The organism is Stenotrophomonas sp. ZAC14D2_NAIMI4_7, from assembly GCF_003086675.1.
GTDB lineage: Bacteria > Pseudomonadota > Gammaproteobacteria > Xanthomonadales > Xanthomonadaceae > Stenotrophomonas.
In genome coordinates, this window is record NZ_CP025995.1 from 3,939,581 (window position 1) to 3,959,743 (window position 20,163).

At 68.4% G+C, this 20,163-nt stretch carries 22 protein-coding genes; 10 read left to right on the forward strand and 12 right to left on the reverse strand.

Annotated features, from left to right (window positions below):
• Nucleotides 1–9 precede the first annotated feature (9 nt).
• Nucleotides 10–780 (reverse strand): SDR family oxidoreductase, encoded by a 771-nt coding sequence (locus C1922_RS17970; RefSeq protein WP_108751018.1) that lies wholly within the window; start codon nucleotides 778–780, stop codon nucleotides 10–12.
• Nucleotides 781–899: 119 nt separating this feature from the next.
• Here C1922_RS17970 and C1922_RS17975 point away from each other — a divergent pair, with 119 nt between their 5' ends.
• Nucleotides 900–1,784 carry an AraC family transcriptional regulator gene (locus tag C1922_RS17975; protein ID WP_159092022.1) on the forward strand — a complete coding sequence of 295 codons (885 nt, stop codon included), beginning with the start codon at nucleotides 900–902 and terminating at the stop codon, nucleotides 1,782–1,784.
• 3 nt (nucleotides 1,785–1,787) lie between these two features.
• Here C1922_RS17975 and C1922_RS17980 read toward each other — a convergent pair whose 3' ends face one another.
• The 3 genes from C1922_RS17980 to C1922_RS17990 form a co-directional block, all read right to left on the reverse strand.
• Nucleotides 1,788–2,774, reverse strand: coding sequence for an NAD-dependent epimerase/dehydratase family protein (locus tag C1922_RS17980; RefSeq protein WP_108751020.1), 987 nt, complete (start codon nucleotides 2,772–2,774; stop codon nucleotides 1,788–1,790).
• Between the two features lie 28 nt (nucleotides 2,775–2,802).
• Nucleotides 2,803–3,351, reverse strand: coding sequence for a TetR/AcrR family transcriptional regulator (locus C1922_RS17985; RefSeq protein ID WP_108751021.1), 549 nt, complete (start codon nucleotides 3,349–3,351; stop codon nucleotides 2,803–2,805).
• Nucleotides 3,352–3,422: 71 nt separating this feature from the next.
• On the reverse strand, nucleotides 3,423–3,878 hold the full coding sequence (locus C1922_RS17990; RefSeq protein ID WP_108751022.1) for a MarR family transcriptional regulator: 456 nt from the start codon (nucleotides 3,876–3,878) through the stop codon (nucleotides 3,423–3,425).
• A gap of 104 nt (nucleotides 3,879–3,982) precedes the next feature.
• On the opposite strand from C1922_RS17990, the gene C1922_RS17995 reads away from it, so the two are divergent.
• The 4 genes from C1922_RS17995 to accC all read left to right on the forward strand — a co-directional run bounded on the left by C1922_RS17995 (nucleotide 3,983) and on the right by accC (nucleotide 7,854).
• A complete protein-coding gene (locus C1922_RS17995) occupies nucleotides 3,983–5,242 on the forward strand; it encodes an alpha/beta hydrolase (RefSeq protein WP_108751023.1) in 1,260 nt (419 codons plus the stop codon).
• A gap of 251 nt (nucleotides 5,243–5,493) precedes the next feature.
• Nucleotides 5,494–5,937, forward strand: a complete 444-nt coding sequence (gene aroQ / locus C1922_RS18000) for a type II 3-dehydroquinate dehydratase (RefSeq protein ID WP_108751024.1) — start codon at nucleotides 5,494–5,496, stop codon at nucleotides 5,935–5,937.
• Between the two features lie 59 nt (nucleotides 5,938–5,996).
• The gene (accB, locus tag C1922_RS18005; RefSeq protein ID WP_108751025.1) at nucleotides 5,997–6,476 is read left to right on the forward strand and encodes an acetyl-CoA carboxylase biotin carboxyl carrier protein; all 480 of its coding nucleotides are present in this window, start codon (nucleotides 5,997–5,999) and stop codon (nucleotides 6,474–6,476) included.
• A gap of 10 nt (nucleotides 6,477–6,486) precedes the next feature.
• Nucleotides 6,487–7,854, forward strand: a complete 1,368-nt coding sequence (gene accC, locus C1922_RS18010) for an acetyl-CoA carboxylase biotin carboxylase subunit (RefSeq protein ID WP_010481079.1) — start codon at nucleotides 6,487–6,489, stop codon at nucleotides 7,852–7,854.
• 113 nt (nucleotides 7,855–7,967) lie between these two features.
• On the opposite strand, the gene C1922_RS18015 is transcribed toward accC, so the two are convergent.
• A complete protein-coding gene (locus C1922_RS18015; protein WP_108751026.1) occupies nucleotides 7,968–8,342 on the reverse strand; it encodes a hypothetical protein in 375 nt (124 codons plus the stop codon).
• Nucleotides 8,339–9,304 (reverse strand): hypothetical protein, encoded by a 966-nt coding sequence (locus C1922_RS18020; protein WP_108751027.1) that lies wholly within the window; start codon nucleotides 9,302–9,304, stop codon nucleotides 8,339–8,341. Before C1922_RS18020 ends, C1922_RS18015 begins: the two co-directional genes overlap by 4 nt.
• A 150-nt stretch (nucleotides 9,305–9,454) precedes the next feature.
• Here C1922_RS18020 and prmA point away from each other — a divergent pair, with 150 nt between their 5' ends.
• From prmA to fis, 3 genes are all read left to right on the forward strand, one after another.
• On the forward strand, nucleotides 9,455–10,375 hold the full coding sequence (gene prmA / locus C1922_RS18025) for a 50S ribosomal protein L11 methyltransferase (RefSeq protein WP_108751028.1): 921 nt from the start codon (nucleotides 9,455–9,457) through the stop codon (nucleotides 10,373–10,375).
• Nucleotides 10,376–10,417: 42 nt separating this feature from the next.
• The gene (locus C1922_RS18030; protein ID WP_108751029.1) at nucleotides 10,418–11,161 is read left to right on the forward strand and encodes a DUF3426 domain-containing protein; all 744 of its coding nucleotides are present in this window, start codon (nucleotides 10,418–10,420) and stop codon (nucleotides 11,159–11,161) included.
• 114 nt (nucleotides 11,162–11,275) lie between these two features.
• Nucleotides 11,276–11,551, forward strand: a complete 276-nt coding sequence (gene fis / locus C1922_RS18035; protein WP_108751030.1) for a DNA-binding transcriptional regulator Fis — start codon at nucleotides 11,276–11,278, stop codon at nucleotides 11,549–11,551.
• Nucleotides 11,552–11,707: 156 nt separating this feature from the next.
• On the opposite strand, the gene C1922_RS18040 is transcribed toward fis, so the two are convergent.
• From C1922_RS18040 to C1922_RS18065, 6 genes are read right to left on the reverse strand one after another with little or no spacing between them, the layout of a single operon-like run.
• The gene (locus C1922_RS18040) at nucleotides 11,708–12,703 is read right to left on the reverse strand and encodes a phosphatidate cytidylyltransferase (RefSeq protein ID WP_108751031.1); all 996 of its coding nucleotides are present in this window, start codon (nucleotides 12,701–12,703) and stop codon (nucleotides 11,708–11,710) included.
• Complete coding sequence (locus C1922_RS18045) at nucleotides 12,700–13,329, reverse strand: lysophospholipid acyltransferase family protein (RefSeq protein WP_108751032.1); 630 nt, start codon at nucleotides 13,327–13,329, stop codon at nucleotides 12,700–12,702. Before C1922_RS18045 ends, C1922_RS18040 begins: the two co-directional genes overlap by 4 nt.
• A gap of 10 nt (nucleotides 13,330–13,339) precedes the next feature.
• Complete coding sequence (locus C1922_RS18050) at nucleotides 13,340–13,777, reverse strand: hypothetical protein (RefSeq protein ID WP_108751033.1); 438 nt, start codon at nucleotides 13,775–13,777, stop codon at nucleotides 13,340–13,342.
• The gene (locus C1922_RS18055) at nucleotides 13,774–15,084 is read right to left on the reverse strand and encodes a phosphatase PAP2/dual specificity phosphatase family protein (protein WP_199912265.1); all 1,311 of its coding nucleotides are present in this window, start codon (nucleotides 15,082–15,084) and stop codon (nucleotides 13,774–13,776) included. Before C1922_RS18055 ends, C1922_RS18050 begins: the two co-directional genes overlap by 4 nt.
• Before the next feature lie 23 nt (nucleotides 15,085–15,107).
• Nucleotides 15,108–16,859 carry a bifunctional alpha/beta hydrolase/class I SAM-dependent methyltransferase gene (locus C1922_RS18060; protein WP_108751035.1) on the reverse strand — a complete coding sequence of 584 codons (1,752 nt, stop codon included), beginning with the start codon at nucleotides 16,857–16,859 and terminating at the stop codon, nucleotides 15,108–15,110.
• 34 nt (nucleotides 16,860–16,893) lie between these two features.
• Nucleotides 16,894–17,511 carry a CDP-alcohol phosphatidyltransferase family protein gene (locus C1922_RS18065; protein WP_108751036.1) on the reverse strand — a complete coding sequence of 206 codons (618 nt, stop codon included), beginning with the start codon at nucleotides 17,509–17,511 and terminating at the stop codon, nucleotides 16,894–16,896.
• A 181-nt stretch (nucleotides 17,512–17,692) separates the two neighbouring features.
• On the opposite strand from C1922_RS18065, the gene purH reads away from it, so the two are divergent.
• A complete protein-coding gene (gene purH, locus C1922_RS18070; protein WP_108751037.1) occupies nucleotides 17,693–19,276 on the forward strand; it encodes a bifunctional phosphoribosylaminoimidazolecarboxamide formyltransferase/IMP cyclohydrolase in 1,584 nt (527 codons plus the stop codon).
• 17 nt (nucleotides 19,277–19,293) lie between these two features.
• Nucleotides 19,294–20,160 (forward strand): hypothetical protein, encoded by an 867-nt coding sequence (locus tag C1922_RS18075; RefSeq protein ID WP_108751038.1) that lies wholly within the window; start codon nucleotides 19,294–19,296, stop codon nucleotides 20,158–20,160.
• Nucleotides 20,161–20,163 lie beyond the last annotated feature (3 nt).

Below are 20,163 nucleotides of genomic sequence, written 5' to 3' on the forward strand. Positions count from 1 at the left end.
CTGCGTGGCTTACAGCAGCATGCCGCCCGCCACTTCGATCCGCTGCCCGGTGATCCAGTGGCTGCCCGGTGCCAGCAGGTTGGCCACGGCGGCACCGATGTCATCGGCGCGGCCGCTGCGGCCCATCGCCGTGTGCTGCGCCACGTACTGGTTCACGCCTGCGTCGTCGCGTACCGCGCCACCGAAGAAGTCGGTTTCGGTGGCACCGGGTGCCACCGCGTTCACCGCGATGCCGCGCGCGCCCAGTTCCAGCGCCAGATAGCGCGTGGCGCTTTCCAGCGCACGCTTCATTGCCGCATAGGCCAGGCTGCCAGCCGCCACGTGGCGTGTCAGGCTGGTGGAGATGTTGACGATCGCGCCGCCGTCGGCCAACTGCGGTGACAACGCCTGCGTCAGCAGCAGCGGGCCTTTGAAGTGCACACGGTACAGCAGGTCCATGTCTTCGGCCCGGATCTCGCCGAAGGCTGACGGTGCGTGCAGGCCGGCATTGTTCACCAGGTGCTGGAACTGCGATGCGCCCCAGCGCTGCAGTTGCGCCTGCATGGCCGGCACGAAGGTTTCCAGCGTGCCGGTTGCCGCCAGGTCCAGCGGCAGCATGGCTGCGCGCACGCCACAGGCTTCGAGCTGGCGCACGGTGTCCGCTGCTTGCACCTGCTGGTGCTGGTAAGTGATCACTACATCACTGCCCTGCCGGGCCAGATGCAGGGCGATGCTGCGGCCAATACCACGACTGCCACCGGTGACCAGGGCAATCGTGCGCGGGGTGTGTTCGCTGTGCATGCTGGGTTTTGTCTCGTGAACCGGAGCGTGACATGCTGCGCCCACGGCGCCGCCCACACTTGCCCGATTGCACACGACCCTTGCCCGATTCCCTTGCCACTGACGGACGTCCTGCCACGTTGCATGCATTGACCCTGCAGGCGCAATCGGTGCTGCGCGCGCGTGGCGCCGCCGCAGAATCGCTGCTGCAACTGCTGCCCGGCGCCTGGCTGGCACAGTCGGGCGCACCGCGCGTACCCGCCCCCGCGCTGTATCGTCCTGCGCTGGGCACGGTCCTGCAGGGCGCCAAGCAGGTGCTGGTGGGCGATGCGGTGCTCGACTATCGCGCAGGCGATGCGCTGCTGACCCGGCTGCCCGTCCCCGCCCGCGGTGTAGTGACCCGAGGCAATCCCCAGACCCCCTTCGTGGGCCTGGTGATCGAACTGGACACCGCTGCGCTGAGACAGTTGCTGGCCGAACTGCGCGACCAGCCGAGAGGTGACGCTGCAGCGCCCGCACCTTTCAGCGTGGTGGCACTGCAGGCACCGATACTTGGGTGCCTGCAGCGGCTGCTGGAACTGGCCGTGGATACATCCCAGGCCCAGCAGTTGCTATGGCCAGCCTTGCAGCGCGAACTGCTGTTCCGTCTGCTGCAGGGTGCGGCCGCACCGGCGTTGTTGGCCATGGCCCAGCCATCGCCCGTGGCCCGGCGCATGGCCAGTGCAATCCGCAGCGTGCAGCGCGGCTTCCGCCAGCCGCTGGATACCGCGGCGCTGGCCAGCCGCGCGGGCATGGGCAGCACACTGTTCTACCGCCATTTCCGCGCGGCCACCGGCCTGTCGCCGCTGCAATACCAGAAGCAGCTGCGGCTGTTGGAAGCGCGCCGCCTGCTGCAGCGGGGCGGCACCGGCATTGCGGCTGCCGCCTTCGCCGTGGGCTATGAAAGTCCGTCCCAGTTCAGCCGCGAGTTCAGCCGCCTGTTTGGCCATGCGCCGCGCGACAGCCTGCCACCCACCGCCCGCTGAACCTCACTCCTGCGCCGCCACCTGGGTCTTCAGCAGTGCAATGCCGGCCTCCAGCGTGAGCACCGGCCGGTAGCCCAGTTCGCTGCGCGCACGGCTGTCGTCCAGGGTCACTTCCACCGCAGAGGATGCGAATTCCTGGCGGGTCATCGGCGCGCGCAGCGGCAGCCGCAGCGCGCGGAACAGATCGTCCAGCCCGACAAATACCCGCAGCAGCGCGCGTGGAACTTGTTTGTCAGGCGGTTGCACGCCATGGGCCAGCAGCTGGGCGCCAATCAAGCGCCGGAACGGCACCGGCGCGCCGTCGCAGACGTGGTAGATGCGTGCACCTGCGCCGCGGTTCAGCGCGCAGCACACCGCTTCGGCCAGGTTGTCCACGTGGGTGGCCGAGGTCAGGTAGTGGCCGCCATCGATCCACGCGAAGCGGCCGCTGCGCACGGCCTGCAGCAGGTACGGCATGGCCGTGGTGTTGTCGCGGCCCCACACGAAGCGCGGGCGCAGCACCTTCACCGCGAACTGTGGCGTGGACAGCGCCAACGCCACGCGTTCTGCCTCGGCCTTGCTGGCGCCGTAAGTGCCAGCCGCCCGCGCGGGATACGGGTGGTCTTCGCGGGCCTGCTGCAGCGGCGCGCCGCTGGTCAGCGCCGACTCACTGCTGAGCACGATGGCAACGGGCACGCCCGCGCTGCGCGCCGCCGTCAACGCGTTGCGGGTGCCTTCCACGTTGGTCTGCCACTGGTTGGGCGAAGCATTGCGGTGGTCGGTGTCGGCGGCCGCGTGGATCAGCGCCGCGCAGCCTGACATCGCTGCGGCCATGCCCGGGTCCAGCAGATCACCGTGCACGGCCTGGGCGCCCAGCGCCTGTACCGTCGCGGCGGCCTGGTCGCTGCGCACCAGCGCGCGCACGTGGTGGCCATCGGCACACAGGCGGCGAATCAGATTGCGGCCCACATAGCCGCTTCCTCCGGTCAGGAAGAGGGTGGAAGAACTCATCGGGGTACCTCGGGGGGAGAGAGCGGGGTCAGCGCGGCGCGGTGTCGATCAGTGCGCCGATGTCGTGCAGCAGCTGCTGCCGTTGCGCGGGTGGCCACTGCACGTAGTCCAGCGACTCCAGCAGCTTCATGCCTTCCAGCGCCAGGTAGGCCAGCATCGCGCTACGCGGATGGCGCGCCTGCTGCTGGATCTCGGCCAGGATCTGCGCCTGGTTGTGCTGGATGGGGGCGCGCAACTGCGGGTCCTGCGCCATGGCAGCGCACAGTGCAAGCGCCACGGGTTGGAATGCTTCGGGAAAGGGTTGGGCCGCAGCGGCAAGCCGCCCGCGCAGCACCGCATCCTGGTCGAACCCGGCGGCTGCCTCGCGGTTGAAGGCGTTGTCGCGGGCGACCGCACGTTCCACCACCGCGTGGATGAGGCCGGCCTTGGACTGGAAGTCGTAGACCACCGACGCCTTGCTGACCCCGGCCTCGGCGGCCACGGCATCCAGGGTCAGGCGCGCGGCGCCCACCTGGGCCACCACGCGCTCGGCAGCATCCAGCACCTGCTGCGGATCAATACTTTTGCGGCGACCCATGGGCGCACTCCATTTTTAACCATCCGGTCGATTATAAATGGAGCCGTGATCATGTAAAGCCTGCGTGCGGTTTACAGCGCGTCGTACAGGGCCCCCAGCTGCCCGAGGATCTGCGTGGCCGCTGCCAGTTCGGCATCGGAATGCTGTGCCAGGGCCTGCTGCATCCACTGTTGGATGCGTGCTTCGCGCTGCCGGTGGCGGGCGCGCCCGGTGGCCGTCAGCTTCACCCGTACCTTGCGGCGGTCGTCGGCCGATTCCTGCTTGTCCACATAGCCGGCCGCGACCAACCCCTTCAGCAGCTGGGTCACCGCTGCCGTCGAGGTCTCGGTGCCCTCGGCCAGCGCAGTGACCGACAGCGGCCCGCGCTCGTCCAGCAGCTTCAGTACCCGCGCGTGGGTCATCGACAGTGCCCCGGCTTCACGGGTGGCGCGGCCGCGCAGCCGCGCGTCGGCCGCGCTTAGCTGGTACGCCGCACGGGCCAAAGCGTCGAACGCCGCGCGTTCGGCAGTCGGGACAGCATGAACCATGGCAGACCACGGGCTGGGAAGGGTTTGACAGGATAGCGCACGGAATTTAGTTTAGTACTTAGCAAATGGCCATCGCGCTTCCGTCCTTTTCTGGAGACACCGCAATGAGTTCACGTTCCGCAGCACAAAGCTGGGTGCTGGATATCGCCCTGGCCCAGGGCGGCTTCGACGCCCTGCACCCCGAGGCCAAGGCCACCCTGGTCCAGTTGGGGCACGACCCGGCCGATTTCGACCGGGTGTTTTCCCTGGTGAAGAGTGGCGCCATGCTACCCAAGGCCTGGGCCACGGTAGCCGGTGAGATCGAGCGCAAAGCGGCGCATTACGACCGCGATGGCCACGCACAGACCGCGGCCGACCTGTATGTACGCGCCGCCGTCATGTGGGGCCGCGCGCAGTACTCCATCTTCGATGCGGCCGATCCGCGCAAGCACGCGTTCCGCACGCACGCCAACCACGCGGTTGCCCGCATCGGTGCGCTGCGCCAGGGCCGTGTGCGACGTGTGGAGATTCCGTTCGAGGGCAAGACGCTGTATGCCCTGCTGCACCTGCCGGCAGGCCCGGTACAGGGGGCGGCCGCGGTCATCCTGGGCCCGGGCATGGACATGATCAAGGAGGACTACATCCATGCCGCCGACCGCTACTACACCTCCCGCGGGGTGGTGGCGCTGTCCATTGAAGGCCCGGGCCAGGGCGAATCCCGCGCCAACGGCCTGGTGGTGACCCTGGACAACTACGAGCGCGCCATCAGCGCCTACATCGACTATCTGGCTGCGCTGCCGGAAGTGGATGCCGATCGCATCGCCATGTTCGGCATCAGCATGAGCGGCTACTGGGGCCACCGCGCCGCCGCCTGCGAGCCGCGCCTGAAGGCATTGGCCAGTTTCGAAGGGGTGACCGGCGATTTCACCACGATCTTCGAACGGGCCCAGCCCACCTTCAAGGCCAACTACATGTACATGTCCGGCCACACCGATGCGGACACCTTCGACCGCGAACTGGTCGCGCGGATGCCGCTGGGGGCCGGGGTGGCCGACATCCGCTGCCCGGTACTGGTGGGCATCGGCGAATTCGACGAACTGACCCCACTGGCCGATGCCATCGCCAACTTCGAGCGTATCCGCGCGCCCAAGGAACTGCGCGTCTACGAAAACGAGTTCCATCCGCTGGGCGGTGTTGCCGCGGAGATCTTCCGCTACGGTGCGGAGTGGCTGGAACGGGTGCTGGCCGGCGAACTGAGCGACAGCGGCCGCGATGTACGCCACTACGTTCAGCGTGACGGCACGGTCCACGATGGCAGTGCCGACCCGCGCTGGTGGTTGGACCAGGTACCGCCGGCCATCGCCCTGCTGCGCAAGTCCGCCTGACGCAGCACCGGGGCCGGATCACCCAGCGGGTGACCGGCCCCCCATCCACCCCGTTTGCGCGCATCATCGGCGTACATGCCGGCATCCCGCGCGCGCAGGGCGTTCAGCCAGCCTTGATCCGCCCTGCCGCATACGGCCACAAGGGCCTCGGCGAATTTCCAACAAACGATTGAAACGCCGCAAACTTCGCCGAACTGGACACCATCCTCAGGTTCCGCCAGACTGCCGCCCTTTCCCGTTGATCGGATTCCATGGCGAAGCTGCTGGTCCTGCACGGCCCCAACCTCAACCTGCTCGGCACGCGCGAGCCGGAGGTCTACGGGCGCACCACGCTGGCCGACATCGATCAGGCCCTGGCCGCCCAGGCGGGCGCCGCCGGCCACGCCGTGGACAGCCTGCAATCCAACGCCGAGCACGTGCTGGTGGACCGCGTACAGGCCGCACGCGCCGACGGGACCGCTTTCATCCTGATCAACCCCGCCGCCTTCACCCACACCTCGGTCGCCCTGCGCGACGCGCTGGCAGCGGTGGCCGTGCCGTTCATCGAAATCCACCTGTCCAACCCCCATACCCGCGAACCGTTCCGCCAGCACAGCTATTTCAGCGACAAGGCGGTGGGTGTGGTGTGCGGTTTCGGCGCCGACAGCTACCGCTACGCGATGGACGCGGCCCTGCTGCGGCTGTCGGCCACCTGATTGTCGAACCGGGCGCCCACGGCGCCCTCCTCACCTAGATAGAAACCAAAGAGGCCCTCATGGATCTGCGCAAAATCAAGAAGCTGATCGACCTGCTGGAAGAGTCGAACCTGGCTGAAATCGAAATCAAGGAAGGCGAAGAGTCCGTGCGCCTGTCGCGCGCCCCGGTGGCCAGCTACGCCGCGCCGGTCGCTGCCCCGGTGTACGCCGCGCCGGCGGCGCCGGCTGCGCCGGCCATGCCGATGCAGTCGCCCACCGAAGCCTCCACCGGCGGCACCGCCAAGCCGGGCCCGGCCCTGCCGGAAGGCCACGTGCTGCGTTCGCCGATGGTCGGCACCTTCTACGCTTCGGCGGCCCCGGACAAGCCGGCCTTCGTCACCGTTGGCCAGCAGGTCAAGGAAGGCGAAACCCTGGCCATCATCGAAGCGATGAAGATGTTCAACCCGATCGAAGCCGACAAGTCCGGCACCATCGTCGCCATCCTGGGCGAGAACGGGCAGCCGGTGGAATTCGACCAGCCGCTGTTCGTGATCGGCTGAGGGGCACGCCATGCTCGACAAAGTCGTCATTGCCAACCGAGGGGAGATCGCGCTGCGCATCCTGCGCGCGTGCCACACCCTGGGCATCCGCACGGTGGCCGTGCATTCCACGGTCGACCGCAACCTCAAGCACGTGGCCATGGCCGACGAGTCGGTCTGCATCGGCCCGGCGCCGTCGCCGCAGAGCTACCTCAACATTCCGGCGCTGATCGCCGCCGCTGAAGTCACCGACGCCCAGGCCATCCACCCGGGCTACGGCTTCCTGTCGGAAAACGCCGATTTCGCCGAGCGCGTGGAAGAGTCCGGCTTCATCTTCATCGGCCCCAAGGCCGACACCATCCGCATGATGGGTGACAAGGTCGAAGCGATCCGCGCGATGAAGTCCGCTGGCGTGCCGTGCGTGCCCGGCTCGGGCGGCCCGCTGGGCGAAGACATCGTGGCCAACACCAAGATCGCCCGCGAGATCGGCTACCCGGTCATCATCAAGGCGGCCGGTGGCGGCGGTGGCCGCGGCATGCGCGTGGTGCACGCCGAAGCCTCGCTGAAGACCTCGATCGAAACCACCAAGAGCGAGGCCAAGGCCGCGTTCGGCAATGGCGAGGTCTACATGGAGAAGTTCCTGGAGAACCCGCGCCACGTGGAGATCCAGGTGCTGGCCGACGGCCAGGGCAACGCCATCCATCTGGGTGAGCGCGACTGCTCGATGCAGCGCCGCCACCAGAAGGTGGTGGAAGAAGCCCCGGCACCGGGCATCACCGCCGAGCAGCGCGAGCAGATCGGCAAGGTGTGCGTGGAAGCCTGCATCCGCATCGGCTACCGCGGCGCCGGCACGTTCGAGTTCCTGTACGAGGACGGCCGCTTCTACTTCATCGAAATGAACACCCGCATCCAGGTGGAACATCCGGTGACCGAGATGGTGACCGGCATCGACCTGGTGGCCGAGCAGCTGAAGATCGCCGCTGGCCAGAAGCTGTCGATCAAGCAGAGCGACGTGGTGCTGACCGGCCACGCCATCGAATGCCGCATCAACGCCGAAGATGCTGAAACCTTCGTGCCGAGCCCGGGCACCATCACCGGCTTCCATCCGCCGGGCGGCCCCGGCGTGCGCGTGGACACCCACATCTACAGTGGCTACCGCGTGCCGTCGAACTACGACTCGATGATCGGCAAGCTGATCGTGCACGGCCCGGACCGCGAGACCGCCATCGCCCGCATGCGGGTGGCGCTGAGCGAGATGGTGGTGGACGGCATCAAGACCAACGTGGCGCTGCAGCAGCGCATCATGCGTGACAAGGGCTTCCAGGCCGGTGGGCAGAACATCCACTACCTGGAAAAGCGCCTGGCCGAACGCAAGAACAAGCCGATCGCATTGACCTGATTGCGCAGCCAACGCTGGACACGGAAAGGGCGGGGATTTCCCCGCCCTTTTCCGTTGCGCGCGGCGACGATGCGCAACGCCGCCGGGCATGGCCCGGCGCTACCGGGCACGGGTCAGCGCTTGTCGGCCACTTCGGCGGGAATCTGCGAATTGGCCAGCGGGCGCACGCCATTGGGCGAGGTCGGATCGACGATCACCATGGTCTCGGTGGAACCATCGGGCCAGACCACCTGGAAGGTGCTGCCGGCCGGCAACGAAGCGAACGGCACCCCACTCTGCGCGCGGTACACCGCAGCGACCTGGCTGGCACCGGCGCGGCGCACGTCTTCCTGCGCCTTCACCGTGGTCAATTCCACCTTCGACAGGTGCCGGTAGCGATCTTCGTAGGTGTCGATCATCAACAGGCCGACCGCACCGGCCGAGTAGGCCACGAACAACACCACCCAGAACCAGAACTTGGCGCCATGTACCAAACGACGGTAGTTCATCGCCCTGCTCCCGTACCAATCAACCGCTTGATCCACTCTTTCATCTTCCCCGCACCTTGCCGCGAAACCGCGGCGTCATACACGAAATCCCGGAAATCCTGCGTTCCACCCTGCGAACAGATCCCTCCGTTCGCGCAATAACTGTTCACCAGCACACTGTCCGCGCCACACGGCAGCCCCAGTTCGCAGGCGGCAACACGCCAGGCCAGCTCGCTCAGCTGTTCGCCGGCGATCATGCCGGTCATCGCCTTGTCGCCCGCCGCGCGCAGGCCCATGGCCGGCGCCAGCGCCATGTAGGCCTCTGGATCGCGCGATGCCTGCACGCGCTGCACCAGCTCACGGCGATACTGCTCGCTGTCCTGCAGCGGCTCACCTTCGGCCAGCAGCGATGCTTCCGCCGCCAGGTTGCCTTCCTGCGCCGCGCGCCGACGCTCGCCGATCACCAGCGCCGGGCCCAGCTTGTCGCCCGGCACGAAGCCACCGCAGCGCTGGGCCACGCGTTCGCGCGCCTGCACCATGGCCGGCGCCGCACTCAGCCCCAGCCCGGCCAGCACATTGTTGTCCAGGCGGTAACCACCCGGATCCACCGCGTACTGCGCGCAGTAGTCGTAGACCCGGCTCAGCATCCAGCGCGCTTCGTGGTTGCCGTTGTCGGCCTGCACGCGCAGGCGCTGCGCATAGGCGAACAGATCGGTCTCGCCTTCGATGTCCGCGCGGATATCCAACGGCAGACCCGACGGCAGCGCGGTACTGCGCTCGATGCCCGACAGACGCCGGGCCAACGCTTCGGGCATCACCGGCGCCAACGCATCGTCCACCGACGGCGCGGACACGCCCATCGGCACCGCCACGCCATCCTCCATCGCGTGGCCATGGCCGCTGGCCCGGTAACCGGCCACGCCAAGCACCGCCACGGCGGGCAGCACGAGCAACCAGGTTTTCAGGGTGGGAGCGAAGGCCATGGGCGACAGGAGTGGACGCGGGACACAGCAAAGCCGGCAGTTTAGCAAGCCCCCGAAGCGCTGTCTGAACCGCTGCGGTTCATCTCAGGGCATACGGAGACGGCCGGATGGTCTAGCATGGCCCCCTTTCCCGCGATTGCCCCCACCGCCATGCCGTTCCTGGAACTGACCCTGCGCTGCACCGAAGCCACCCAGCCCCGCTATGAAAACGCGCTGGAGGACGTAGGCGCGCTGGCCGTCACCCTGCTTGATGCCGAAGCCGACACCAGCAACGAGCAGGCCATCCTCGAACCGGGCGTGGGCGAAACCCCGCTGTGGGACACCCTGGTATTGAGCGCGCTGTTCCCGGCCGACAGCAATGCGCTGCTGCTGCTGGCAGCGCTGGAAGCCTTCGACCCGGACCTGGACTGGAGCGGCGGCAGCTTCCGCGCCGTGGAAGACGAAGACTGGGAACGTGCCTGGCTGGACCAGTTCCAGCCGATGGATTTCGGCAGCCGCACCTGGATCGTGCCGTGGAACCACGAACTGCCGGAAGCCGCGCAGGCCGCCGATGCTGCCGTCGTGCGCCTGGACCCGGGCCTGGCCTTCGGCTCGGGCACCCACCCGACCACCGCGCTGTGCCTGCGCTGGCTGGACCAGCTGGCCGTGGACGGCCAGTTGCAGGGCCAGCGCGTGCTCGACTTCGGCTGTGGCTCGGGCATCCTGGCCCTGGCGGCACTGAAGCTGGGCGCGGCCGAAGCGATCGGCGTGGACAACGACCCGCAGGCGCTGGTGGCTACCGCCGACAACGCCGAGCGCAATGGCGAGCAGGCGCGCATGCACGTCTATCTGCCGCAGGACGAACCGCTGGCAACCTACCCCATCGTGGTCGCCAACATCCTGGCCTCGGCGCTGGACGCACTGGCCGAACTGCTGGCCGCACGCGTGGCTGCCGGTGGCCGCATCGCCCTGTCGGGCATTCTGCATGGCCAGGAAGGCGAACTGCTGCAGCGCTATGCCGCCTGGTTCGACGAACTGCAGGCCACCCAGGATGGCGATTGGATGCGCATCACCGGCGTACGCCGCGCCTGATCGTGGTTGAATGAGCGCTGGATCCGAGCCGGTGCCCTGACGATGTCCGAGCCGAACCCGCCGCGTCGCCCGCTGGCCACCTTCCTGCGCACTGCGCCGGGAGCCGACGCTGCACCTGCCGACGCCACCGGTCACGCCGCCCCGCAGCTGCTGCAGGAAGGCGAGGCCGCGGAGGACGATCAGGACACCGCGCCCTCGCTCGCGCAGCACGAGGAGCCCGTCGCACGCGCCGATGTCGACGTCGACCGGGCCGAAAGCGACACGATGGATGCGGCCGTTGCCAGCGAGGCGCCCAGCTTCCTGGGCATGCGTCCGCGCGCGCGACCGTCACCGCGCTGGCACTGGGCGCTGGTTGCAGGCCTGGCCCTGTTGCTGGTGCTGCAGAGCGTGCTGGCCGACCGCGCGCGCCTGGCCGCCGATGCCGGCCATCGGCCTTGGATCAGCGCGCTGTGCGGCGTGCTTCGCTGCAGCCTGCCGGCCTGGCGCGAACCCACGGCGTTCACCATGACCAGCCGCGAGATCCGCCCCCTGCCGGGGCAGGCAGGCGTGCTGCAGGTCCAAGCCAGCATCCGCAACGATGCACGCTGGGCACAGGCCTGGCCGGACCTGCGTCTGTCGTTGTCCGATGCCGATGGCCGCCTGATCGGCAGCGGGGTGTTCACCCCGGCGCAGTACCTGGGCGAGGACCCGGCGGCCACGCTGGAGCCCGGGCAGAGCGCGCGGGTCGCGTTCCGCGTGCAGGAGCCGGCGGCCTCCACCGTCGCATTCACCTTCGAGTTCCTCTGACCAAGGTCGAGGCGTCAGGCCGTGGCAGCTCGGGCACGCTCGCGCTAGACTGACGGCCAATCACACGTCCGCCTGCGCGCGCCGCGCGCACCGGCCTTCAGATCGGGAACCCCCTTGAACGCTGTCCTCACTCGTCCTGACACCAGTCGTGGCGCTGCCCGGCCACCGCTGCGCGAACACGTAGCCCAGTCCGTGCGCCGCTACCTGCGCGACCTTGATGGCTGCGATGCGGACGATGTGTACGAGATCGTGCTGCGCGAGATGGAGATTCCGCTGTTCGTGGAAGTGCTCAACCATTGCGAAGGCAACCAGAGCCGTGCCGCGGCCATGCTGGGCATCCACCGCGCCACCCTGCGCAAGAAGCTGAAGGAATACGGCATCAGCGCGTAAGCGCACCGGTGTGTAGAGTCGAGCCATGCTCGACTGCTTCTGTGCGAGGCAATCTGCGAAGAGCAGTCGAGCATGGCTCGACTCTGCAGATGCGGGTCAGTTTCGCTCCAGGGGTCAGAGCCCTTCGCTGTGCGAAGGGATCCGACCCCGGTTTGATCAACCGCCCCCGCCCGCCTTCCAGTAATACCGCACCACATGGAAGAACACCGGTGCGGCGAAGCACACTGAATCCAGCCGATCGAGCATGCCGCCGTGGCCTTCGATCATGTGCCCCCAGTCCTTGATGCCACGGTCGCGCTTGATCGCCGACATCACCAGGCCGCCCCAGAACCCCATCAGGTTGATCAGCAGGGACAGCCCGAACGCCTGCAGCGGCGTGAACGGGGTGATCCACCACAGCGCCGCACCCAGCGCGCTGGCGCTCAGCACCCCGCCCACGAACCCTTCCACCGTCTTCGACGGCGACAGCTTCGGTGCGATCAGACGCCGGCCCAGCAGCTTGCCCCAGATGTACTGCAGCACATCGGACGACTGCACCACGATCACCAGGAAGGCGAACAACAGCACGTTGCGCGCCGGGTCATGGCCCGGCACCTGCAGGTTCAGCAGCAGCGGCACGTGCGAAATGCAGAACACGCAGATCATCAGCCCCCACTGCACCTTGGCCGTGCGCTCGAGGTAGTGGGTGGTATCGCCGCCGATGGTCGACAGGATGGGCAGGAACAGAAACGCGTAGACCGGAATCAGCAGGGTGTACATGCCGTACCAGTCGATCCACACCAGGTAGTACTGCCACGGCAGCACGATGTAGAACGCCGCCAGCAACGCGTAGTAATCGCCCGACCGGGTAGGCGCCAGGGTGATGAACTCGCGCAGCGCGAACAGCGAAATGATGGCGAACAGCACGATCACCCCGGCGCGGCCGAACAACAGCGCGCCGCCCACCACGATCGCCATCACCCACCACGCGCGGATGCGCGAGACCAGGTTGGCGATGACCGCGCTGGGCTGGCCGCGCTGGCGCCAGCGCAGGGTCTCGGCCACCACCGTGGCCAGCACCAGCACCGCGCCGATGCCGCCGAACAGCAGCCCGGTCTGCTGGCCCACGCTCTGCGTGGCCAGATCGCCGGACACATCGATCAGAAAGCTCATGCGCGGCCCCCGTTCGGTGCCAGGTCAAGCAGCGCCTGCCGGCTGCGCGCCAGGAACGCCGCCTTGTCCTCCTCGGCCTGCAGGCGCAGCGGTGCGCCGAAGGTTGCCGTGCACAGCAACGGCAGCGGCAGGAAGCGGCCCTTGGGCATCACCCGCTTCAGGTTGTCGATCCACACCGGTACGAACTCCAGTTCCGGGCGCTGCCGCGCCAGATGGTAAATGCCACTCTTGAACGGCAGCAGCGGCTCCTCGCCGGTGTTGCGCGTGCCTTCCGGAAACAGGATCAGCGAACAGCCTTCATCCACCGCATCGCGCAGCACCTGCAGGGGGTCCTGCTGGCGGCGCGCCGCTTCGCGTTCCACCAGCACGCCGTTGAACACCGCATCGATCAGGTAGCGGCGCAGGCCATCGCGCTGCCAGTACTCGGCTGCAGCCACCGGCCGCACCTGGCGGCGCAACGCGGGCGGCATCGACGACCAGATCAGCACGAAGTCACCGTGGCTGGCATGGTTGCCGTAGTACACGCGGTGGTCGCTGGACGGCGCGCAGCCGATCCACAGCGCGCGCGCACCGGTCAGCACATGGATGGCGCCACTACAGGCGCGGGCAATCACGCTTGCGAACATCAGGTTCCCCTCAGGTCTGCGGCCACAACACGGCCAGCAGCACCGCCACGAACTGCAGCGCGGTGAACAGATACTGGCGCAACAGCAGGCCGCGCATGCCGGCCCAGCGCGCGTCCCAGCCACGCAGCGGCGCATCGGCCGGCAGCCGGCGCAGCCCGGCCAGGTGCAGGGCCTGGTCGACCCGGTGTGCTGCCGCCTCGCCCTGCAGACCTTCCTGCAGCAGCAACCGCAGCAGGCTGGCATCCAACTGCACGCGCACCGCGAAGTACGCCTGCACCACGCCCAGCGCCACGCTCAGCAGCACCAGGCCGGCGGCGATCATCGCCAGCCCCGGCTCGATACCCAGCAGCAACAGCCCCACCAGCAACAGTCCCAGCGACAGCGCGGCAGGCCAGCGGCCCTGGCGCAGCAGCAGGTGCATCATCGGCAGGTCCGGGGCCTGGCTCATAGCGTAGTCTCCTGTGCGGCAGCAGCCGCGATCGCCAACACGTGAACGTCGTGCAGCACGACGGACGGCCGTGCTTGGCGCACCCGCGCCACTGCCTGTGCGGCATCGGCGGCGCGGCCACTGCACAGCAGCCACGTCGCCACGCTGGCGGCACTGCGCGAATAGCCCAGCGCGCAGCACACCAGCAGCGGGCCCTGCGCGTGCAGGCGCTCGATCGACGCGGCGGCGGCGCGCAGCTGCGCAGCGCTGGGCACCACCAGGTCCAGCATCGGCACCCCGGCATAGACCGCGCCCGGGGCGCGGCAGGACAGCTCGGCACAGGTATCGACCACGCCCTGCAGCGGCGCCGGCAAGCGGCCGCTGGGCAGGCGCCCCAGCCACACACCGTCGGCCACCTGCACCGGCTGCGGCGCACGCCGTGTCCATAGCCGCGAATTGATCCATGCCGCGGCCAGGTACGGCGCCAGCAGCCAGCGTGCGGCCATGCTCAGCCGGCCATCGGCGCGCTTCTGGAACACCGCCATGCCCAGCCCGGCATAGGCCAGCGCCACCAGCAGCAGCGACAGCACCGGCCACAGCAGCCACAGCGCCGCGCCGCGCCACTGCAGCACCGGCAGCAGCAGCACTGCCGCCCCCAGCAGGTACAGCAGCGCAAGGCGCCAGCGCTTCGGGTCGCGCGCGGTGCGCCATGCGCGCAGCGGTGGCACGCCCTGGTCGGGCCACAGCCACACGCACAGCCAGCCCACCAGCAGCCCGGTGGGCACGTCGATGAAGTGGTGCTGGAAGGTGGTCAGCACCGAAATGCCGATCAGCAGCGCCCACCCGTGCAGCACCCAGCGCCACGCGCCGTGCAGGTACTGGGCGAACTTCACCCACAGCACGATCAGCAGCACGATGTGCAGCGACGGTGCCTGGTTGAACGGCTTGTCGAAGCCCAGCAGCACATCGAACAACCAGCCGAATACGCCGTCGATCTCCGGCCGCTGGAAACTGAAGCGCAACGGCCACAGCAGGAAACAGCTCACCGCGATCAGCTGCGCACTGAACAAGCGCAGCGCGTGGCGGTCCAGTTCCAGCCGCTGCCGGCACAGGAACAGCGAGATGGCATAGAACAGATCGATGGACCAGTACGGCACGATGGTCCAGGCCACGAACGGAACGTGGGTTTCCCAGGCAAAGGCCAGCACCGGCACGTCGGTCTGACGACCGGCCATCCAGTTGGCAAAGCCGTAACTGGTGAAGAAGAACGGCCCCAGCAGCACCAGCCACAACAGGGCACGCCGCCAGGGGCGCGCCGTGGGGGCCACCGGGGTGGCGGCGACGGCGGACATCAGCCGACCCGGCGCGCCAGCGACACGGTGAAGATGCCGAACTCGTCGATGCGCTGGGCCACCTTCTGGAAGCCGGCCAGGCGCACCAGCTCATCCATTTCCTGCTGGGTACGACGGCGCATCACCCACGCCGCACCACCGCGATGGCTGGTGAGCGCCCGGGCGATGAACTCCAGCTGCGGGTGCCAGGGCTGGCCGGTATAGGCCAGGTAGCCGCCCACCGGTACGGTCGCGGCAATGCCTTGCAGCGAGCGCAGCACCGCGTCGTTGTCGGGGAACAGTTCGTACAGGCCGGACACCACCGCCAGCGTCGGCGCCGGGTCCACCTTCGCCAGCTGCGCCGGGTCGAATGCATCGCCCTGTTCGAAGCGGGCGATGTCGGCCGCCCCCAGGCGTTCGATCAAGGCCTGGCCCTGGGTCACGTTCAGTTCGCTGAAATCGCGCAGCACGATGCGCTCGGCGCGCTGCTCGCCCTGCCCCAGCGCTTCCAGCACGTAGCGCCCATGGCCTGCGGCCACGTCCAGCACGCGTACCGGCGTGCCCTGCCCGCGCAGGCGCTGGGCGGCGTCGCGCAGCAGTTCCTGCAGGTGCTGGCCGCGCACGCGGATGCCGCGCCAGCCGATCGCATCGAGATAGTTGCGGTCGACCATGCGCCCGAGCGGGCCCTTGCCGCGTGCTTCGTCGCGGTAGATGTAGTCCAGCGTGCTGCCCGAATCGAAACCGGTCTGCAGGCCCAGGGCAATGCCCTCGGACAGCGTGCCACCGAAGCGCAGGCCGCCGCGCACGACGCGCCAGCGGACGTCGGCCAAGCTGTTGCGCTCGGGCGGCCACGACAGAATCTCCGATTCTTCGAACGTCGGGCCGTGGCGGTGTGCATCGCGCCGCGACAGTTCGCGCAGCGGCTCGGCGAAGCGTGCCTGGATGAAGCTGCGGATGCGCGCCAGCGCCGGTGCGCGGTCACGCTCGCCGAGGGTGTCGTGGAAGAAGCCCGGCAGGTGCACGCGCTCCTTGATCGGGCTGGACAGGCGCTCGTAGAAGCGGTCCTGCGGGCCACGGTGCACCACGAAATCCGAACCGGACACCAGCAGCTGCACCGGCACGCTGATCGCCTGCGCGTCGGCAACGATGCGGTCGGCCGCTTCGTACAGGCCCAGCAGCACGCGCACCGAGATCGGCCGGGTGATCAGCGGATCGGTGCGGTAGCTTTCCACCCGCGCCGGGTCGTGGGTCAGCCACTGCGGTTTCACATAGCTGTTGACGAAGAAGTTGCCGCGCAGCTTCTGCATCAGGGTCAGGCCAGCGCGCGCGAATGGTACGTACAGCTTCACCTTGAACGCCGGCGAGGCCATCACCAATGCGCGCAGGCGCGGTGCGTAATCGTGCACCCAGGTGGCGGCCACCACGGCGCCCACACTCTGCGCGATCACCACGATGTCCTCTACCGCGATGCCGTGCTCGGCACCGATGTGGGCGATGAAGCTGTCCAGGTCACGCACCAGCGCCGGGAAGCCCGGTGCATCGCCGCGCGCGCCGGGCGAACGGCCGTTGCCGCGCGCATCCCAGGCGAAGAACGCGGTATCGGGCAGGTCCAGCTCATCGACCAGGTGGGTGACCCGGCCGGAATGTTCGTGGCCGCGATGCAGCAGCACGATGGCCTTTGCCGGCGTGGTGGTCGTAGTGCTCGCCCAGTACCGGTAGAACAGCGGTACCTGGTCGAAGCTGTGGAATTCCCGTTCCTGCGCCTGACGCATGCAATCTCCAGATTGTCTTGTTGTTTGTCGTTGATTACTGCGGCGGAAGCGCCGCTTCCTGCAGCCCGCGGCGGACGCGGTTGATCATCGTCAGCACGCACAGTGCGGCCATGGCCGCCGCCACGCCAGTGACCGTCATCGCGCCAACCCACCCGAACGCCAGCAGCAGGCCCAGCGCACCGATCACGAAGGCGCGGTCGCTCTTGCCCATCGGGCCGTCGTAGCGGCGGCTGGCGCCGACCATCAGCCCCAGTACGCCGGCGTATTCGCTCAGCGCCGCGGTCCAGGCCAGCAGCCACAGTGCCTCCAGCCGTACGCCCGGCACGCTGAGCAGGGCCAGGTACAGCGCGGCGTCGGCAATCACATCGCACAACTCGTTCAGGTAGGCACCCAGCTTCGATTGCTGGCCGAACTCGCGGGCCAGCATGCCGTCCACGGCGTTGAGCGCCATGCGCAGCAGCATCCACAGCGGCAGCAGCAGGTACAACAGCGGCTGCGCAGGCGCGCAGCACCACACGGCGGCGGCCACCAGCAGCGAGACCACGGCGGCAGCCACGGTCACCGTATTGGCGGTGATGCCGAGGCGGTAGAGCCCGCGCACGGCCGGACGCAAGAGGTCCTGGAAACGTCCTTTCAATGCATAGATCGACACGATCTGAACCCGCTGATCCTTGGCAGTTCCGGCATAGCCTACCCCATGGCGTGCCCGGCCCAGCATGCCGATACGGGCGTTTGTACGCACCGGGGGCAGGAAACCGCCCCGCGCAGCGCCCGCCACCGGCCCCCACGAACTACAATATCGGCCCCGCTCCGCTGCCGATTGCCCTGTCCCCATGACTGCTGATCTGTTGCCCGTCCGCCGGGCCCTCCTTTCCGTTTCCGACAAGACCGGCCTGGTCGAGCTGGCCACCGCGCTGGCTGCACGCGGCGTGGAGCTGCTGTCCACCGGCGGCACCGCCAAGGCCATTCGCGACATGGGCCTGGCCGTGAAGGACGTCGCGGACGTCACCGGCTTCCCGGAAATGATGGATGGCCGGGTCAAGACCCTGCATCCGATGGTGCACGGCGGCCTGCTGGGCCGTTCGGGCCTGGACGATGCGGTGATGGCCGAGCATGGCATTGGCGCCATCGACCTGCTGGTGCTGAACCTGTACCCGTTCGAAGCGGTCACCGCCAAGGCCGACTGCACCTTGGCCGACGCAGTGGAAAACATCGATATCGGCGGCCCGGCCATGCTGCGCTCGGCGGCCAAGAACTTCGCCCGCGTGGCGGTGGCCACCGACCCGTCGCAGTACGCCGAACTGCTGGCCTCGCTTGAAACCAACGACGGCCAGCTGAGCGCCGCCACCCGCTTCGCGTTCTCGGTGGCCGCGTTCAACCGCGTGGCCCAGTACGACGCGGCCATCAGCAACTACCTGTCGGCGGTCACCGCCACCGACGCCGCCGTGCCGGTGCGTGCCGAATACCCGGCGCAGATGAATTCCACCTTCGTGAAGGTGATGGACCTGCGCTACGGCGAGAACCCGCACCAGAGCGGCGCGTTCTACCGCGACCTGTACCCGGTGCCGGGCACCCTGGCCACCTTCCAGCAGCTGCAGGGCAAGGAACTGAGCTACAACAACCTGGCCGATGCCGATGCGGCGTGGGAATGCGTGCGCCAGTTCGATGCGCCGGCCTGCATCATCGTCAAGCACGCCAACCCGTGCGGCGTGGCCGTGGGTGCCGGCAACGGCGATGCCTACGAGCTGGCCTACGCCACCGACCCGACCAGCGCCTTCGGCGGTATCATCGCCTTCAACAAGCCGCTCGATGCGGCCACTGCGAAGGTCATCCTCGACCGCCAGTTCGTCGAAGTGCTGATCGCCCCGGACTACGAGCCGGCCGCGCTGGAGTACGCGCAGAAGAAGGCCAACGTGCGCGTCCTGCGCATTCCGCACGGTGATGGCCTGAACAACTTCGACAGCAAGCGCGTGGGCTCGGGCCTGCTGCTGCAGTCCTCGGACAACCGCGGCATGACCCGCGACGAACTGAAGGTGGTCAGCAAGCTGGCGCCGACCGAAAAGCAGTTCACCGACCTGCTGTTTGCCTGGAAGGTGGCCAAGTTCGTGAAGTCCAACGCGATCGTGTACGCCAAGGACAACCGCACCATTGGCGTCGGCGCCGGGCAGATGAGCCGCGTCTATTCCGCGCGCATCGCCGGCATCAAGGCGGCCGACGCGAACCTGGTGGTGGAAGGTTCGGTGATGGCCTCCGATGCGTTCTTCCCGTTCCGCGACGGTATCGATGCCGCGGCCGCTGCCGGCATCAAGGCGGTGATCCAGCCGGGCGGTTCGATGCGCGATGCGGAAGTGATCGCCGCCGCCGACGAACATGGCCTGGCCATGGTGTTCACCGGCGTTCGCCACTTCCGCCACTGATACAGGGAGCGACACGGATGTCTGCAGTCTCTTTGAAACCGCTCACCGTGCTCGCCTTGGCCGGCACGGCCCTGCTGGCCGGCTGCACGCCGGCCGCCGATCCTGCGCCGGCCGCTGCCCCTGCAGCGCCGGCCGCCACGACGGCGGCCGCCGAACCGGCGACCCCGCTCAGCCGCACTGCCCGGCTGCAGGCCTTCCTGGCCCAGCGTTACGGCCAGGGTGCCGCGCTGTCGGGTGACTGGCGCGGCAGCTGGACCCAGGACGGCGAAACGCGCCCGGTCAGCTGGCAGGTCTGCGCCGAGCAGCCGGTGGTGAGCGGCGACAGCTGGCAGCAGCTGCTGGCCGTCTGCGGCGCACTGGTCGACGCCGGCCACCCGGAACCGGGCACCATCGACTTCTACGTGCTGCGGCCCACCGCCGGTGGCTTCGACGTCGCCGCCGAACTGACCGGTGGCACCTACGGCAGCAGCGGCCAGCCCGGCACGGTGCAGATCGTGCGCGCCGGCAGCGATTTCTACGGCTTCCGCGTGGAAGACGGCTGGTTCGGCCAGGGCTATTCGCTGATCTCGCAATCGCTGGTGCTGCCTGGCCCGAAGGGCCTGGTCGACACCGGCAGCATGCGCAGCCATATCGACAATGGCGCCGCCTACGATTGCGACGACGCCGACGCGGCCGAAGACTGCCGCAGCAAGGTGTTCAATATCGACTTCAGCCAGCGCTTCGACGACAGCGACCGCAGCGCGCGCGTCTGGCCGCTGCTGGTGGAGGAATCCGGCAGCACCTGCGGTGGCACCGCCGTGCGCCAGCAGCACCGCTTCACCCTGGACCCGAAGACGTGGACCTATTCCTTCCCCGCCGCGCTGCTGCGCGAGGGCTGCGAGTGAGGC

Coding starts and splice junctions, on each gene's coding strand:
- C1922_RS17970 (WP_108751018.1), bottom strand. CDS start 780: ATGCACAGCGAACACACCCCGCGCACGATTGCCCTGGTCACCGGTGGC.
- C1922_RS17980 (WP_108751020.1), bottom strand. CDS start 2,774: ATGAGTTCTTCCACCCTCTTCCTGACCGGAGGAAGCGGCTATGTGGGC.
- C1922_RS17985 (WP_108751021.1), bottom strand. CDS start 3,351: ATGGGTCGCCGCAAAAGTATTGATCCGCAGCAGGTGCTGGATGCTGCC.
- C1922_RS17990 (WP_108751022.1), bottom strand. CDS start 3,878: ATGGTTCATGCTGTCCCGACTGCCGAACGCGCGGCGTTCGACGCTTTG.
- C1922_RS17995 (WP_108751023.1), top strand. CDS start 3,983: ATGAGTTCACGTTCCGCAGCACAAAGCTGGGTGCTGGATATCGCCCTG.
- aroQ (WP_108751024.1), top strand. CDS start 5,494: ATGGCGAAGCTGCTGGTCCTGCACGGCCCCAACCTCAACCTGCTCGGC.
- accB (WP_108751025.1), top strand. CDS start 5,997: ATGGATCTGCGCAAAATCAAGAAGCTGATCGACCTGCTGGAAGAGTCG.
- accC (WP_010481079.1), top strand. CDS start 6,487: ATGCTCGACAAAGTCGTCATTGCCAACCGAGGGGAGATCGCGCTGCGC.
- C1922_RS18015 (WP_108751026.1), bottom strand. CDS start 8,342: ATGAACTACCGTCGTTTGGTACATGGCGCCAAGTTCTGGTTCTGGGTG.
- C1922_RS18020 (WP_108751027.1), bottom strand. CDS start 9,304: ATGGCCTTCGCTCCCACCCTGAAAACCTGGTTGCTCGTGCTGCCCGCC.
- prmA (WP_108751028.1), top strand. CDS start 9,455: ATGCCGTTCCTGGAACTGACCCTGCGCTGCACCGAAGCCACCCAGCCC.
- C1922_RS18030 (WP_108751029.1), top strand. CDS start 10,418: ATGTCCGAGCCGAACCCGCCGCGTCGCCCGCTGGCCACCTTCCTGCGC.
- C1922_RS18040 (WP_108751031.1), bottom strand. CDS start 12,703: ATGAGCTTTCTGATCGATGTGTCCGGCGATCTGGCCACGCAGAGCGTG.
- C1922_RS18045 (WP_108751032.1), bottom strand. CDS start 13,329: ATGTTCGCAAGCGTGATTGCCCGCGCCTGTAGTGGCGCCATCCATGTG.
- C1922_RS18050 (WP_108751033.1), bottom strand. CDS start 13,777: ATGAGCCAGGCCCCGGACCTGCCGATGATGCACCTGCTGCTGCGCCAG.
- C1922_RS18060 (WP_108751035.1), bottom strand. CDS start 16,859: ATGCGTCAGGCGCAGGAACGGGAATTCCACAGCTTCGACCAGGTACCG.
- purH (WP_108751037.1), top strand. CDS start 17,693: ATGACTGCTGATCTGTTGCCCGTCCGCCGGGCCCTCCTTTCCGTTTCC.
- C1922_RS18075 (WP_108751038.1), top strand. CDS start 19,294: ATGTCTGCAGTCTCTTTGAAACCGCTCACCGTGCTCGCCTTGGCCGGC.